Annotated in this window: 11 protein-coding genes; 7 read left to right on the plus strand and 4 right to left on the minus strand. The window is 58.3% G+C overall.

Annotated features, from left to right (window positions below; all coding sequences use genetic code 11):
- Positions 1–314: 314 nt before the first annotated feature.
- Complete coding sequence (locus WS46_RS34390) at positions 315–485, minus strand: SymE family type I addiction module toxin (RefSeq protein ID WP_082725383.1); 171 nt, start codon at positions 483–485, stop codon at positions 315–317.
- Between the two features lie 881 nt (positions 486–1,366).
- Here WS46_RS34390 and WS46_RS34395 point away from each other — a divergent pair.
- The 3 genes from WS46_RS34395 to WS46_RS35600 are packed head-to-tail and all read left to right on the plus strand — an operon-like array spanning position 1,367 to position 6,263.
- Complete coding sequence (locus WS46_RS34395; protein WP_082725384.1) at positions 1,367–2,941, plus strand: class I SAM-dependent DNA methyltransferase; 1,575 nt, start codon at positions 1,367–1,369, stop codon at positions 2,939–2,941.
- Complete coding sequence (locus WS46_RS34400; RefSeq protein WP_082725385.1) at positions 2,942–5,164, plus strand: sensor histidine kinase; 2,223 nt, start codon at positions 2,942–2,944, stop codon at positions 5,162–5,164.
- A complete protein-coding gene (locus WS46_RS35600; protein WP_156443175.1) occupies positions 5,151–6,263 on the plus strand; it encodes a hypothetical protein in 1,113 nt (370 codons plus the stop codon). Before WS46_RS34400 ends, WS46_RS35600 begins: the two co-directional genes overlap by 14 nt.
- Before the next feature lie 1,291 nt (positions 6,264–7,554).
- Here the strand turns inward: WS46_RS35600 and gyrB are convergent.
- The 3 genes from gyrB to dnaA form a co-directional block, all read right to left on the minus strand.
- Entirely contained in the window at positions 7,555–10,029 is a 2,475-nt protein-coding gene (gyrB, locus tag WS46_RS23165; RefSeq protein ID WP_059691896.1) for a DNA topoisomerase (ATP-hydrolyzing) subunit B, read from the minus strand.
- Between the two features lie 193 nt (positions 10,030–10,222).
- A complete protein-coding gene (dnaN, locus tag WS46_RS23170) occupies positions 10,223–11,329 on the minus strand; it encodes a DNA polymerase III subunit beta (RefSeq protein WP_006756934.1) in 1,107 nt (368 codons plus the stop codon).
- 170 nt (positions 11,330–11,499) lie between these two features.
- The gene (gene dnaA / locus WS46_RS23175; protein WP_059691897.1) at positions 11,500–13,074 is read right to left on the minus strand and encodes a chromosomal replication initiator protein DnaA; all 1,575 of its coding nucleotides are present in this window, start codon (positions 13,072–13,074) and stop codon (positions 11,500–11,502) included.
- Positions 13,075–13,496: 422 nt separating this feature from the next.
- Between dnaA and rpmH the strand changes: the two genes are divergently transcribed.
- The 4 genes from rpmH to yidC all read left to right on the plus strand — a co-directional run bounded on the left by rpmH (position 13,497) and on the right by yidC (position 16,114).
- Complete coding sequence (rpmH, locus tag WS46_RS23180; protein ID WP_004198824.1) at positions 13,497–13,631, plus strand: 50S ribosomal protein L34; 135 nt, start codon at positions 13,497–13,499, stop codon at positions 13,629–13,631.
- A 15-nt stretch (positions 13,632–13,646) separates the two neighbouring features.
- The gene (gene rnpA, locus WS46_RS23185; RefSeq protein WP_031401531.1) at positions 13,647–14,108 is read left to right on the plus strand and encodes a ribonuclease P protein component; all 462 of its coding nucleotides are present in this window, start codon (positions 13,647–13,649) and stop codon (positions 14,106–14,108) included.
- A gap of 75 nt (positions 14,109–14,183) precedes the next feature.
- Positions 14,184–14,450 carry a membrane protein insertion efficiency factor YidD gene (gene yidD, locus WS46_RS23190; RefSeq protein WP_006750110.1) on the plus strand — a complete coding sequence of 89 codons (267 nt, stop codon included), beginning with the start codon at positions 14,184–14,186 and terminating at the stop codon, positions 14,448–14,450.
- A gap of 8 nt (positions 14,451–14,458) precedes the next feature.
- Positions 14,459–16,114 carry a membrane protein insertase YidC gene (yidC, locus tag WS46_RS23195; protein ID WP_059534854.1) on the plus strand — a complete coding sequence of 552 codons (1,656 nt, stop codon included), beginning with the start codon at positions 14,459–14,461 and terminating at the stop codon, positions 16,112–16,114.
- Positions 16,115–16,227 lie beyond the last annotated feature (113 nt).

Here is a 16,227-nt window from a genome sequence, read left to right on the forward strand (position 1 = left end):
GACCGTGAAACGACTCTACGCCGATGATAGTGCGGATTCCCGTGTGAAAGTAGGTAATCGTCAGGCTCCCTAAGCCAGAAACCCCCGCCCGAAAGGCGGGGGTTTTTGCATTGGGGCGGCGGAAATTTGTGGTGCGCCTAGCATGGGTCCCAGCTCGTGCCGAAAGGCTACACGGCAGCGGGCCTGAGTTGACCGGCCCGCTGCAATTGCAGCACGATCGTCGCTTGTCACCGTTACTAACGGTGCGGAGTATCGGGCACCGAGCTACCTAGGCGGATGGTGACTTGCGACGCCCACCATGGGCAATGCGCCGATCACATCGGCGTGATGATGAGTCGCTGGTGCTCGACAGTAATCCGGACGTGTTCTCCAGCCTCGAATCCCGCGTCCTCAAGCCATACGCCCGCCAATTTGATCCACGGGTAATACGTCGTGTTCAGTTTCCGGTGTGCTCTCTCTTCAGCCTTCCTTCTAATTCGCGATATCTAGCGAAGCTATCTTCTCTATCTCGCACGCTACGGATAGTTTAGTTCGTGGCTCATCTCATAAATCGATTTAGTTGCCAGGTAGCCAAACGGTGGAGTCAACCATGAGGGATGGACGTCTTTGGGCACCACGGTACGTCGATCGCCATTCTCCTGCGCGGTGGCCAGATCCATGGGTACATACAGGGCGCTTGAAGGTAATCTTCGGGGCTGGGATCGAGACTCGATAGAGAGGGAGATCGTTGGTAAATGGAGGGCGTGCGTCGATCTTGAAGAAAGCGTTCGACGATTTTGTGGTGCGCCAGCGTCGGCGTGCGTTGCGAGATCTGTTCAAGCAGCGAAGGCACGCAATCGAGCGGCTTTTTGATGGCGCCTTGGTACATGCGCGGGATCTTTGCGGGGAAGCTCGCGGCACGGCGATCCGAGTCGGTGCCAGTGGCGAGTCACCAAGCGGATGCAGCCCTTGCGCCGTGGCTTCGATCGGGCCGTTGCAGGAAGTCCGAAGACTCCTTAAGGCACTTATAGTGCTGCGGTCTTATAAAGGGTCTAACCAGGATGATTTAGTGATCTCGAGCAACTTTGACGTCGCGATTTTGTGCATTGAAGCAACATTTGCGCAGCGGCGCGAGTTGGGCCAAGCTCAAAGCTCTTGGGATCCGGTGACACCGGCGCATCGGGGATTCGTCCGAGTCAACAGCACTGCGCGACGATGTTACGCTGCCATCACCGGTCGTACACTTCACAGCGGTATACTTTCGGACCTTCCGCCTACGGCAGCCCCCGGGGTGCCCGCTAGAACAGTTCCCCGAGCAAGCAACGGGGTTCGGCAACGTGGTCGATGCTAGTGTTGTTTCGATAAAAACCCAAATGGCTATGTCTCTATGAAAATCGAGCGGGATGCTTTGTTGAGCATGACTGCAGGCCCCGCGCGCGCCAAGCTGTTGGGCTCCTTTTATACACCCGAGGTCACTGCTGCGACGTTGGCGCGATGGGTGATCCGCACGGGTGGCGATCGTATTCTTGAGCCCAGTGCTGGGAACGGCGCCCTTGTAAAAGCGGCGCTCGCGCGAGTCCAGGAGCTAACCCCAGTTCCGGCTTGCGATATTGTCGCCTTTGACATCGATCCTACGGCGATCAGCGAACTTCGTAGCAAAGATTTTCCTCGAACTACTATTGTTGAGGCAAATTTCTTGCATCAAACCGCCTCCGAATTCAGACCTTTTGACGCGGTATTGGCTAATCCGCCTTTCAATCGTAATCATTCAATTCCAGAGGAGGCAAGAAAGTACCTCAGGCAGCGCTTTGCTACCCATGGTGCGTCTGGTCTTTGGGTACACTTTCTTGTGCATGCGACCGAATTTCTCAGGGTAGGCGGGAGATTGGCATTTATCGTACCTCGTTCGGCTATTTTTACGAAGCATGGAGATGCGTTGTTAAGACGGATTTCAGACCAATTCCGCTCTGTGGGCATCTATGAGCTTCCCAGTCGGCCGATGTGGAGTGCGCCCGCTGAGGAGGCCGGTGCGGTAATTCTCGCTGACGGTTACAAAGAAGGTCGTGCCGAGACCTATATGCGTGGCTATATTACAGCGGAAGGATTGGCTATTGATCATGTAGACGCCCCAAGCCCGTCTTTTGAAGCAATCGAACAAGCTGTTGTTAGATTGGGAGAGATTGCATCGATATCAATTGGGGCAGTTACAGGACGTAATAAAGTTTTCCTTCTATCCGAAGCAGACCGTAGAAGTGCTGGAATAAATCTAAATAATGTAGTGCCCGTGGTTTCGCGAACTGCTCAACTACGAGGCGTATGTTTAGACAGCGCAGAGCTAACGGAGTTGGCTAAGGAAGGGCATAAAACCCTACTACTTCGTCCCACTCGCTTTAGCAAGAGAATTAGAGACTACCTCGAAGCGATTCCCGCCGCCGATCTGGAGTCAGTCGTTTGGTTCAAGAAGCGCAATCCTTGGTGGTTGGTGCAGATTGAAGACCGGTACGACGCGGTATTCACGTATATGAACGACGGGGGGCCGCGCGTAGTGTTACTCGGACAGGGCATCGTCTGCACGAACACGCTACACCGAATTGCATTTAATGAGATGCTACATCGTGAACAAAAAGCTGCAGCGGCACTCACCGTTCTCTCGACCTACGGCCAACTTGCAGCTGAAAAGATCGGACGGGCGTATGGTGGTGGCCTTCTGAAGTTCGAGATTGGCGAGGCGCGTAGAATTCCAGTGTTAAACATCCCCTCGGTTTTTACTGATAATTTGTTGGCTGATGTTAATCTCGCCCTGCGCGAAAATAATCGATGCTTGGCCCGGGACTTGGTTGATAGTGCGTATATGCCAAAGTTGTTCGGGAGAAAATGGGAGCGGATCAGAGCGGAACTACAGTCCGAGCTTGCAGACGCGCGAAAAAAAAGGCGAATCGCTGTGACAGGCCAGGAGACTTAATTGAGCGAAAAATTCTATTTCGAAGCTGATGCAGCAATTGTCACGAGATTGGGGCGAGAGTTGGTCTCGAAGCAGGAAACTGCATTAATTGAGCTAATTAAGAACAGTTTCGACGCGGATGCTACCGAGGTGTCAGTTGTTTTTTCAGAAAATTTTGGAAGCCCTTATCTGGAAATTCGCGACAATGGATCGGGTATGTCGCGAGATGACGTCCTGTGCGGATTTTTGAGATTAGCGAGTGACTTGAAAATACGCTCTCCGTATTCGCCAAAGTTTAAGCGGCAGCGGGCAGGGCGAAAAGGTATTGGCCGTTTTGCTACCCATCGTTTGGGTGATCGACTTGTATTGACAACACGTCGCCGAGAGGATGTTACAGGGCTCAAGCTGACCGTCGACTGGGCCGGCTTCACTTCAGGACGGGCACTAAGCGAAGTGCCGGTAATCCTCGAGGACATGTCGGACTTGGAACCAGGCACAACCTTACGGATGGAGTCATTGCTCGACGAATGGTCTGACGCCCAAATTAGGCGATGCTGGCGCGGTGTTCTGTCACTACAGCAACCATTCCCTGTCGCTCCAATCGAATCGAAACCGGACGCAGATCCTGGTTTTACCGTTAAGTTTCTTCGAGAGGACCAGTTGTTTCATGACGAAACCGTCGTTGCTGATCTGCAGACGGAGATTCTCGACCATCTACACGCGATCGTTGAACTGAAAGTTGATTCTGCCGGAGCTTCTGCATGGAAAATTTCGCGGAATAGATTTGATGAACCCTTCGACTGGCAACCAGTTTATGCCGACGGACCGGATGCTCGCGTTTCATCGTGTGTTCATCTTAAGAACATATGGATGAAGGCCTATTACGTCATTCTGGATCCATCGCTGCTTCCGGCTCTTGTCTTTGCGCGCGTTAGAGACGAACTTGCAAGCAGGGGCGGTATTAGGTTATACCGTAATGGCTTTCGAGTCGTGCCCTACGGTGATCCAGACAACGATTGGTTGCGGCTGGATGAAACTTATGCCAAGCGAAGTATTTTGGTTCCTACGGCTAACCGAAATTTTTTTGGTGTCGTGGAGGTGCAGGACGTCGACGGAATACTCTTTGAAGAGCACACGTCGAGAGAAGGCCTAATTGAAACGCCAGCTTTTCTTGAACTTAAAGACCTTGTGTCGACGGTTCTTATTACGGCTGCGACTCGAATTGCCGCAAGTCGTGGAAGAAAAACGAAAGCAGGGGCGAAGCCGAGGCATTCCACGGGTTCTAGTGATAATCTCGAACGATTGAAAGCCGCAGTTCTTGCCACTAAATCTGCAGCGGAGAAAGTCGGAAATCTCTCTCAGCTACCGTCAGCACCTACCGAAAACGTATTGGAGGTTATCCAGAACGCTGCTGCTGCTGCTGAAATAGTCGTCGAAACGCAAAAGGGTATCGAAGCGGCGCAAGCTGAACTCGCGGACGAAACGTCTATGCTTCGTTTTCTGGCAACGCTTGGCATGACTACGGCCGAATTTAGTCACGAAACAGGAATGACGTTTGACGCATTCAGACTTGATTTTGATCGAGTATTGGAGATTGCCTTGGAAGCGGAGGGAGGGAATCCTCTATTCGCAGCTCAGGCGACAAGGGCGCGCTCGATGCTATCGCGGCTCGATACCCTAACTTCTTATCTAAATGATTTGGCCAGCGCGAGGTCGGCTCGTGGGATGCGCGCCATTAGCTTAAGTAAGACGATCGAACGTTTCCATGCCGGGATTCGTCAGCAGGCCGAGTCGCAATCGGTGTCACTCGCGATCGCGTTGCCGTCGTATGATCCATTGTTCGCAACACCCATGCACGAAGCGGAACTCGCGTCGGTGCTTCTCAATTTATACACAAACGCCGTTAAAGCGCTAAAGCGATCGGGAAATGTTCGTCGAATATTAATCGTCGGTGATCGAATTAATGGGCCAAAATCCCGTGTCAGATTGCGATTTTGTGATTCGGGTGATGGTATCCCTGATGAGTATCAGGAGCGAATATTTGATCCATTCTTCACCACAGGCGTAGCACCATCAGGTGGTGCGCCAGATGGCGACCATGCTCGTGGAACTGGGTTGGGACTATGGATTGTTCATCAAATTGTCTCAAATGCCGGCGGGGAAGTTTCATTGGAAACTCCCCCCGCGGGATTCGTGACGTGCTTCGAAATTCAGCTTCCTGCTGAGGACGATGATGGCCAATGATGATATCTGGATTTTTGTTGATGACGCCGCGAGCGAAGCACAGGCGTTCGCCGATGCTCTATCTGCTAAAGGTGGTTTTGGCGTCGAGGTGATGACACCGGATATGGCACGTTCTGCTCTCTTGTCGGGCGAACGTCATCCTGCGGGTGTTTTGGTAGATATCGACTTATCTTCGATTCAGGGCGAAACGGGAACGGGGCCGGGAATTGCTCAAGATATTCGTGTAAAACAACGAGCTGGGACGATTCCAGAATACCCGATTGTTCGTTTCGCTGCGCTTGCGCCGGTGCAGAAGAATGTGCGCGGAGATCCAACCAGTGACGATTTGTTCGATCTGAAAGTACAAAAAGAAGCTGTGCAAAGAGATATCGATGCGGTTATTGCTGGATTGAGAGGGATTCGGCAAGTTTACGATGCACTGACGAGTGTGGAAAAGATCGATGAATCATTTTTTGCCAATATAGTGGGATGTTCTCAATCTGATATAGAAATTTTAGGTCATGATGGATTTAGGGATCGTTTGCTCTCCAGTCTACAGACCGCGGCGCATGTCGCTGCAGGCGTGTATGTGCGTAGTTTTTTGACGCCGCCCGGTCTTTTGATTGATGAAGGTCTATTGGCAGTTAGACTGGGAGTGGATGCACAACGATCGGATAAGGCATGGAAGGAATTCGTAGCGACTTTGCCTTTTCAGTTTCGCGGTGTTGGGGGGGCGTATTTCATCCGTTGGTGGGCTCGCGGTCTTGACGCTTGGTGGTTTGAAAGGATCAGCGCGGATGTTCCATTGGTCAGTCTAACAGCTGAACAGCGAATTGATACACTTCAGGAGAAACTTAAGATCGAGGGACTTGTTGCGCTGCAATTGCCCGAGGGTAGTCCAGGCTCCCGCCCATGGCGCTTCTGCCAACTTTGCCGTGAGCAGGACCCTCCTATAGATTTCCCGATTGATGCGACGGACGCAGTCCGAGTTACCCTGAGATCAGACATACCCTCATGGGTTGATCAGCCCTATGCGTCTCTTAAGTTCGCCTGCCAAGAAAAGGATGATTTGAGGTTGAGTCGGAATGACATTTTGCGTCTTTTGAGAAAATATAAATAATAATCATGTCCTGGGACCAATTTTCCGATGATTTTTGCGAATTTGCCACGCAACTATCTCAGGAGGTGACCACGCAGCCTACGGCTAATGGATTGTTTACTGTTCTCGGTCATCTTACGCAGACTTGGAGCGCTAGACGTGAAATGACGGTTAGCCACGGTATCCCATTGCCTTGTCCGAGAAAGAAGGGATTGCATCCTCACAATAGTGATGTGGTGGATGCAGAAATCAGATTTGCGTTTGAGCTCGGGCGTAATTGGGACGTGGACCACCTCCCCCATCGTGCTGATTTCCAGGTGAAAGTTTTGGGGAAATTGGAGCTAAACAACTGTGTTATCGATCTTGAGGACCATTGGCGAGTCGATAGTCATACGTTTCCTACTGATCCGCCTCCGCATGAACCTCATCCATATTTCCATTTTCAGCGGGGTGGTCATGCTCAAGATGCGTTCGCGGCGCAGGCAGGGTTCGTGCCGGGGAGTGATCTAGATAACGTAGTTACAACAGATTGGAAAGGGTTGCTTCAGACGCCTGGCCCCCGCGTCCCGTTTGCCCCGCACTGTCCGATTCTAGCGATAGATTTTTCTATTGGGCAGCACGACGGTGCTGTATGGAGGCGACTAAGAGCTCTGCCGGAATATAGAAATATTATTGGACGTGCTCAGGAACGGTTATGGGCACCTTTCTTCGCCGGGCTTACTGACATAAAGGTAAGGGCTCGATGGATGGGACCAGTTTTCGTGTCTTAGGCATGTGCTGTGCGATGCAGATACATACAAGAATGTTGAGCCAATTACGATCGAACCGGCGGCACTCAATTGGGACGGCGGGGTTGCTTTGGGGCCTGCGAGTGGTGCCCCCGGTTCCGTGAGGGGCTCTATCGACGATCGCCCTTTCGTGTCGCCTTCGACGCGAAATTGACACCTTTTGATATTTGACACAACAGCCCAGCAGAGCAGCGTCATGTGCGGGACGATTGGGCTAGGGCTATCGCACTTTTGCTGGGGCGAGTTGTGGCTGCCACGTGCTGCGCGGCACGCCATTGTTGATGCTCGACGAGCTGGCAGGGGAAACGAGCGGATGTGATGTAAATCAACGCATGCCTAGCGCTTAGCGATGTGGCGACCCATGCGAGCAAGTCCAAGTTTTGGTCAAGCCCGGACCGGAAAGAAAATGCGCCGCTTGAAGAAGCGGCGCATTATATTGATTTGAAATGGGATTTCGGTCCGACGGAAGTGATGCGACACTTGACCTACGGATCAAGCTCTCGAGGGCCGGGCATTCGTCAACCTCAAACGTCAATATTCCCCGCCCGCAACGCATTCGACTCGATAAACGCCCGCCGCGGCTCGACATCATCGCCCATGAGCGTAGTAAAGATCCCATCCGCAGCAATAGCATCCTCGATCTGCACACGGAGCAGACGCCGCACTGCCGGATCCATCGTCGTTTCCCACAGCTGCTCGGGGTTCATCTCGCCGAGGCCCTTATAGCGTTGTTTGGAGACGTTGCGTTCAGCATCCGCCAGCAGCCACTTCATCGCGCTCTTGAAGTCCGCGACAGCCATGCTGCGCTCACCGCGCTTGATGACCGCACCTTCCCCGATGAGCCCCTTGAACGTATTCGCGGTGGTTACGAGCTGCTGATAGTCCGCCGTGTGCTGGAATTCCTGGTCGATGACCGAAACCCGAACGTTGCCGTGATGCGTCCGCTCGACATGCAGCGCCCGCTGTTCGCGAACCGGGTCATACGAGGGCACAACCCGTACTTCGTTCTTCAAAGCCTCATCATGCAACGCCGCATGCAGAGCCTTCGCCGAAGCCTCGGTCGACTCCTCGTTGGAGAGATCGATCACCACCCCATCCATGACCGCTTCCAGCGCGGCCGGGTCATACAACCGGCTCAAGCGCTCGATCACGCTCTGCGACAGCAGATACGACCGCGCCAACTCCCCAAGCGCATCGCCCGAAATCGCCGCCGCATTCTCCCCAGGCACCAGCTCCGACCCTTGCAGCGCCAACCGCAGCATATGCGCGTTCAACTCCACGTCATCCTTCAGATACCGCTCGTCCTTGCCCGCCTTGATCTTGTAAAGCGGCGGCTGCGCGATATACACATACCCGCGCTCGATCATGTCCGGCATCTGGCGATACAGGAACGTGAGCAGCAGCGTCCGGATGTGCGCACCGTCGACGTCCGCGTCGGTCATGATGATGATGCGGTGATAGCGCAGCTTCTCGAGGTTGTAATCATCCTTGCCGATGCCGCAGCCAAGCGCGGTCACGAGCGTGACGATCTGCTCCGACGACAGCAGCTTGTCGTAGCGCGCCTTCTCGACGTTCAGCACCTTGCCGCGCAGCGGCAGGATCGCCTGGAACTTGCGATCACGCCCTTGCTTTGCCGACCCACCTGCCGAGTCGCCCTCGACGATGTAGATTTCGCACTTGGCCGGATCCTTCTCCTGACAATCCGCGAGCTTGCCCGGCAGCCCGACGCCATCGAGCACGCCCTTGCGTCGCGTCATCTCACGCGCCTTCCGCGCAGCATCCCGCGCCCGAGCAGCCTCAACGATCTTTCCGCAGATGATCTTCGCGTCGATCGGCGTTTCCAAAAGGAATTCTTCCAGCGCCTTCGCCACAACCTCTTCAACCGGCGCACGAACCTCGGAAGAAACCAGCTTGTCCTTCGTCTGCGAGCTGAACTTCGGCTCCGGCACCTTCACGGACAGCACGCACGACAGCCCTTCGCGCATGTCGTCGCCGGTCGTCTCGACCTTCGCCTTCTTCGCGATTTCGTTGTCGGTGATGTACTTGTTGATGACGCGCGTCATCGCGGCCCGCAGGCCGGTCAGGTGCGTGCCGCCGTCGCGCTGCGGAATGTTGTTCGTGAAGCACAGCACGTTTTCGTTGTAGCTGTCGTTCCACTGCATCGCGACTTCGACGCCCACGCCGTCCTTCTCGCCGTTGGCAAAGAAAACCGTCGGGTGCAGGTTGGTCTTCGTCTTGTTGATGTACTCGACGAAGCCCTTCACCCCGCCGGCGAACGCGAAATCGTCTTCCTTGCCCGAGCGCAGGTCCGTGAGACGAATCCGCACGCCGTTGTTCAAGAACGAAAGCTCGCGCATCCGCTTCGCGAGGATGTCGTAGTGATACTCGACCGTGCCGAAAATGGTCGGATCGGCCATGAAGTGCACTTCGGTGCCGCGGTTCTCGGTATCGCCAACCACATGCATCGGCGACACTTCCACGCCGTCCACGGTCTCGAGCACGCGATCCTGCGCGATGCCGCGATGGAACTCCATGAAACGCTTCTTGCCGTCGCGGCGCACGGTGAGGCGCAGCCAGCTCGACAGCGCGTTCACGCACGACACGCCCACGCCGTGCAGGCCGCCGGACACCTTGTAGCTGTTCTGGTCGAACTTCCCGCCGGCATGCAGCTCGGTCATCACGATTTCAGCCGCGCTACGCTTCGGTTCGTGCTTGTCGTTCATCTTCACGTCGGTCGGAATCCCGCGGCCGTTGTCGGTCACGGAAATCGAGTTGTCGGCGTGAATCGTCACGTGGATGTCATTGCAGTACCCGGCCAACGCTTCGTCGATCGAGTTGTCGAGCACCTCGAATACGAGGTGGTGCAGACCGGTGCCGTCAGACGTGTCGCCGATGTACATCCCGGGGCGCTTGCGCACCGCTTCCAGACCCTCGAGGATCTGGATCGACGAGGCGCCGTAGCTGCTGTTATCGGGTTGCGAATTGTGCTGTTCACTCATGGATATCTTCCGGTTCTGCGAGGCCACTCTCGTGGCGGCGCGGTGCGTTTCAGCGAGAGAAATCGCCGGGCCGCTCCAGTTTCCTGGCCCGTCCGAAGCGCCGAAAAGGCGCCAAAGGGACGGGTTGTCGGTTCGCCATAAAAACGCCAAAGGGGCTTGCCGCCCCCTGGTGTGTATCGTGATGTCGAGCGCGTCAGATGCGCATCGGCATCACGACATACTTGAACTCGTCGTTCTCGGGCACGGTAATCAGCGCGCTCGAGCTGGCGTCGCCGAGGCTCACCTGCACGGTGTCGACCTTCAGGTTCGCGAGCACGTCGAGCAGATACGTGACGTTGAAGCCGATGTCGACGGTATCGCCCTGGTAGGCGATTTCCAGTTCTTCCTGCGCCTCTTCCTGATCGGCGTTGGTCGACATGATCTTCAGCTGGCCCGGCGCGATGATGCAGCGCACGCCCTTGAACTTGTCCGAAGTCAGGATCGCCGCGCGCTGCAGCGAACGCTGCAGCTCTTCACGGCCGATCTCGAACGTGTTCTTGTGCGCCTTCGGGATCACGCGCTGGAAGTCGGGGAACTTGCCCTCGACGAGTTTCGACACGAGCTCGACCTGGCCGAACGTGAACTTGGCCTGGGTCTGCGCGATGTCGATGGTGACGGTGTCGTCGATGTCCTCGAGCAGGCGCTGCAGCTCGAGAATCGTCTTGCGCGGCACGATGACTTCCTGGCGGCCGAACGTGCCGCCTTCGAGCTTCATCGACGAGAACGCGAGGCGGTGGCCGTCGGTGGCCACGGCCATCAGCTGGTCGCCGTCGACGACGAGCAGCATGCCGTTCAGGTAGTAGCGGATGTCCTGCTGCGCCATCGCGAAGTGGACCATGCCGAGCAGCTGGCGGAACGACTTCTGCGGGACGGTGAGCGTGGCGCCGAAATCCTTCGCCTGCGCGACGGTCGGGAACTCGTCGGCCGCGAGCGTCTGCAGTGCGAAGCGGCTCTTGCCGGACTGAACGGTGAGGCGCTTGTCGGCGAGCGACAGCGTGACCTGGCCGTCAGGCATCGCGCGCAGGATGTCGAGCAGCTTGCGGGCCGCGACGGTGGTGGCCACCTGGTCGCCGCCGACGCCGAAATCGGCGCGCGTGGTGATCTGCAGCTCCAGGTCGGTCGACAGGAATGAAACGTCCGGGCCGTTCTTGGTGATCAGCAGGTTGGCGAGGATCGGCAACGTATGGCGGCGTTCGACGATGCCGCTGACCGTTTGCAGCGGCCTGAGGAGTGTGTCTCGTTCGGTCTTGACCAGTTGCATAGAGTTCCTTCGTTGAGTAACGGCCTGCAGCGCAGCAGCCTCGCAGCGCCCCGCCGGCCGGGCTCTTGGCCCGCCACCACCGGGGCGGTCAAACCAGTATTGTGCCTCAAAACCGAACCGCCCCCCTTAAATTGGGGCGGAGGCCGAATTATCAAGCGCGGTGCGCGCGCTCAGCCCTTCAGCGTCTGCTCCAGCACGTGCAGCTCGTGGTTGAGCTGCGCGTCCTTGCTGCGCTCGTCCGCGATCTTGCGCACCGCGTGCAGCACAGTGGTGTGATCGCGCCCGCCGAACAGCTCGCCGATTTCCGGCAGGCTCTTCTGCGTGAGCTCCTTCGCCAGGTACATCGCAATCTGCCGCGGCCGCGCGATGTTCGCCGGACGCTTCTTCGAATACATGTCGGCGACCTTGATGTTGTAGAAGTCGGCGACGGTCTTCTGGATGTTCTCGACCGAAATTTGCCGGTTCTGCACGGTCAGCAGGTCCTTCAGCGCTTCCTTGGTCAGCTCGATCGAGATCTCGCGGCCGTGGAACTTCGAATACGCGAGGATCTTGCGCAGCGCGCCTTCGAGCTCGCGCACGTTCGAGCGCAGGTGCTTCGCGACGAAGAACGCGACGTCCTCCGACAGGTTCACGCCTTCCGACTGCGCCTTGCGCATCAGGATCGCGACGCGCATTTCCAGCTCGGGCGGCTCGATCGCGACGGTGAGGCCGGAGTCGAAGCGCGAGATCAGGCGATCGTCGATGCCCGAGATCTCCTTCGGATACGTGTCGCTGGTGATGATCACCTGCGCCTTGTTCGCGACGAGCGCCTCGAACGCGTAGAAGAATTCCTCTTGCGTGCGCGATTTGCCGGAGAAGAACTGGATATCGTCGATCAGCAGCAGGTCGAGCGAGTGGTAATAGCGCTTGAAGTCGTCGAACGCCTTGCGCTGATATGCCTTCACCACGTCGGACACGTATTGCTCGGCGTGGATGTAGCGGATCCGCGCGCCGGCCTTGTCGAGCAGCAGCTGGTTGCCGATCGCGTGGATCAGGTGGGTCTTGCCGAGGCCAACGCCGCCGTACAGGAACAGCGGGTTGTACGAGATGCCGGGGTTGTCCGCGACCTGGATCGCGGCGGCGCGCGCGAGCTGGTTCGCCTTACCCGTCACGAAGTTGTCGAACGTGAGCACGGGGTTCAGCTTCGAACGTTCGTACATCGAATCGGCTTCGCCGCCGTTCGCGGGTGCGGCGCCGGGGCCCGGGCGCCACGTGCGGCGGCCGGCGGCTGCTTCGTGCGCGGGCAGGCTCGGCAGGTCGATGTCGGCGTCGTCGGCGTTCAGGTGGTGCGCGGCGGCCGCCGACGGCGTCATCGGCACGTCGGCTGGCGCGCTGGGCGTGGCGGCGGCATTCGCGGTCAGGTTGGCGGCGATCGCGGCGACCGTCGCCGCAGGCCCGCTCGGCGCCAGCGGCGCGCGCGGGGCCGCTGCGGCGCCTGCGGGGGCGCTGCGCATGCCGGCCTTCGGATCGAGGACGAACTGGATTTCGATCGGCGTATTCCAGAATTCGCGGGCCAGATCGGAGATCCGACCCGAAAACTGGCTCTTGACCCAGTCCAGCTTGAAGCGGTTCGGCGCGGCGATGGACAGCGTGTTCGCCGACGCATCGAAGGCCACCGGGGCCAAGGGTTTGATCCACGTCACGTACTGCTGGGGCGTCAGCTCGCGCTCCAGCAGTGCGGAACAGTGTTGCCAGAAATCGTTCATCAAGTAACTGTCGTTTTTTGCATGCACAGCGCGGCTCGCCGGCGCCCTTGTCGCGGTTGCGCAACAAGGCCCGAAGCGGTCGTGCGAGCGTGCCTCGGACGCCTGCTCACACAGTGTTGGCGGGGCAGGCGCGTGCCGAAGCGGCGTGCGGGATTCTTGGAGATAAGGCGAGATTCTACCGCCAAACGCGGCCACAGCGCGAGTTATCCACAGGCCGGGATTGTGGGTCGCGGGGCCGGATCGGCGTGGGCCGGCACAGGCGGACGACTCCTAAAGTATTGACCGTCAAGAGAAAAACGGTTTAAATAGCGGGTTCCGCGAAAACCAATCCTGTATTCCCGGCGATTGCGTTCGCCCGAATGCCTCCGGTTAAGGGCACGCGGTCCCCTGAATTTCGACATTCTCGAACAAGTGAGAACATCATGAAACGTACTTACCAACCGTCCGTGACGCGCCGCAAGCGCACCCATGGCTTCCGTGTCCGCATGAAGACGGCCGGTGGCCGCAAGGTCATCAACGCTCGCCGCGCGAAGGGCCGCAAGCGCCTCGCCATCTAAGGCAGGTTGCGCGCTGTGTCCGCCGTCCGCAGTCCTGCGGAAGGTGCCGTCGAGCCGGGTGCGAATCCGTCGCAGACGAAAGCCGCCTTCCCGAAAGCTGCGCGACTTCTGAAAACGGATGAATTTTCATCCGTTTTTCGTTTGCGCCCCTGGCGGCGTTCCGCGCACTTCGTGATCTACGGCAAGCCGACAGGCCAGCCCGCCCGTCTGGGGCTCGTCATCGGCAAGAAGTATGCGCCGCGTGCAGTCACGCGCAACCTCGTGAAGCGGCTGGCGCGCGACGCGTTTCGCCTGCGCCGGGCCGAATTCGCCGGTTACGACCTGCTGCTGCGGCAGCACACGCGCTTCGACAAGAAAGCGCTGCCGAGTGCGGCTTCCGCCCCGCTCGCGGCGATGTGCGCGGCCGAAATCCGCGAGTTGCTCGACAGGGCAGTCCGGGAGATCGCGCGCCGGGCGTCGAAGCCCGCGTCCGAGTGACGCATCCGTCCGTGGTGCGGCGTTCGCGCCCGCCCGGCCGGTTTTGACGCGGCGTCGAACGGCGCCGCCCAAGGTATGGAAACGGTATTGATCGCCTTGCTGCGCTTCTACAAGGTTGCCGTGAGCCCGATGCTCGGCAACCGTTGCCGTTTTTATCCTTCCTGTTCGGATTACGCGCGCGAGGCAATCCAGTATCATGGCGCCGCGCGCGGCACGTATCTCGCCGTCAGGCGCGTGTGCCGATGCCATCCGTTTTCCGCGGGCGGCATCGACCTCGTCCCGCCGCCCAACTCCGACACTCGCGCTCGCGGCGAAGCCGACGCGCGGTCCCATCGACTCTGAGACAACGCATGGATATCAAACGCACCGTCCTATGGGTGATCTTCTTCATGTCAGCTGTCATGCTGTACGACAACTGGCAGCGCGACCATGGACGCCCGTCGATGTTCTTCCCGAGCGCCACGCAGACGGCCCCCGCGGCTGCCGGCGGTGCATCGGGCACGGGCGCGACGACGACCGCAGGTGAAGTGCCTGCCGCCGCCGCAGGCGCCGCACCGTCGACGACGGCACCGGCCGCGCAGGCGCAGCTCGTGAAGTTCTCGACCGACGTGTACGACGGCGAAATCGACACGCGCGGCGGCACGCTCGCGAAGCTGACGCTGAAGAAGCAGGGCGACGGCAAGCAACCGGACCTGTACATCACGCTGTTCGACCACACGGCCGGCCACACGTATCTCGCGCGCTCGGGCCTGCTCGGCGGCGACTTCCCGAACCACAACGACGTCTACACGCAGCTGAACCCCGGCTCGACGTCGCTGACGGGCGACCAGAACACGCTGAAGCTGTCGTTCGAATCGCCGGTGAAGGGCGGCGTGAAGGTCGTGAAGACCTACACGTTCACGCGCGGCAGCTACGTGATCGGCGTCGACACCAAGATCGACAACGTCGGCACGGCACCGGTCACGCCGACGGTCTACATGGAACTGGTGCGCGACAACACGGCCGTCGAAACGCCGATGTTCTCGCATACGTTCCTCGGGCCGGCGGTCTACACGGACGCGAAGCATTTCCAGAAGATCAACTTCAGCGACCTCGACAAGAACAAGGCCGACTTCGTGAATTCCGCCGACAACGGCTGGGTCGCGATGGTGCAGCACTACTTCGCGTCGGCCTGGATTCCGCAGCAGGGCGTGAAGCGCGACATCTACGCTGAAAAGATCGACCCGACGCTGTACCGCGTCGGCGTGAAGCAGCCGGTCGCGGCGATCGCGCCGGGCCAGTCGGCCGACGTGCAGGCACGCCTGTTCGCCGGTCCGGAAGAAGAGCGCATGCTCGAAGGCATCGCGCCGGGCCTGGAACTCGTGAAGGACTACGGCTGGGTGACGATCATCGCGAAGCCGCTGTTCTGGCTGCTCGAGAAGATCCACGGCTTCGTCGGCAACTGGGGCTGGGCGATCGTGCTGCTGACGGTCCTGATCAAGGCCGTGTTCTTCCCGCTGTCGGCCGCGAGCTACAAGTCGATGGCGCGCATGAAGGAAATCACGCCGCGCATGCAGGCGCTGCGCGAACGCTTCAAGAGCGATCCGCAGAAGATGAACGCCGCGCTGATGGAGCTGTACAAGACCGAGAAGGTCAATCCGTTCGGCGGCTGCCTGCCGGTCGTGATCCAGATTCCGGTGTTCATCTCGCTGTACTGGGTGCTGCTCGCCTCGGTCGAAATGCGCGGTGCGCCGTGGATTCTGTGGATTCACGACCTGTCGCAGCGCGATCCGTTCTTCATCCTGCCGGTGCTGATGGCCGTCTCGATGTTCGTGCAGACGAGCCTGAACCCGACGCCGCCGGACCCGGTCCAGGCGAAGATGATGAAGTTCATGCCGATCGCGTTCTCGGTGATGTTCTTCTTCTTCCCGGCCGGTCTGGTGCTGTACTACGTCGTGAACAACGTGCTGTCGATCGCGCAGCAGTACTACATCACGCGCAAGCTCGGCGGCGGCAAGAAGGCCTGACGCCCGTCGCACACGCGGGCGGCCAGCTGCCCGCGATGCACGTAAAAAAGCCGCATGGTTTATTCCATGCGGCTTTTTCGTTTCCGGAGGATGGAGACGCGGCGGCGTGTGAG

Origin of the sequence: Burkholderia sp. RF4-BP95 (assembly GCF_001521985.1) — a bacterium.
In the GTDB taxonomy this organism is placed as follows: Bacteria; Pseudomonadota; Gammaproteobacteria; order Burkholderiales; family Burkholderiaceae; genus Burkholderia; species Burkholderia diffusa.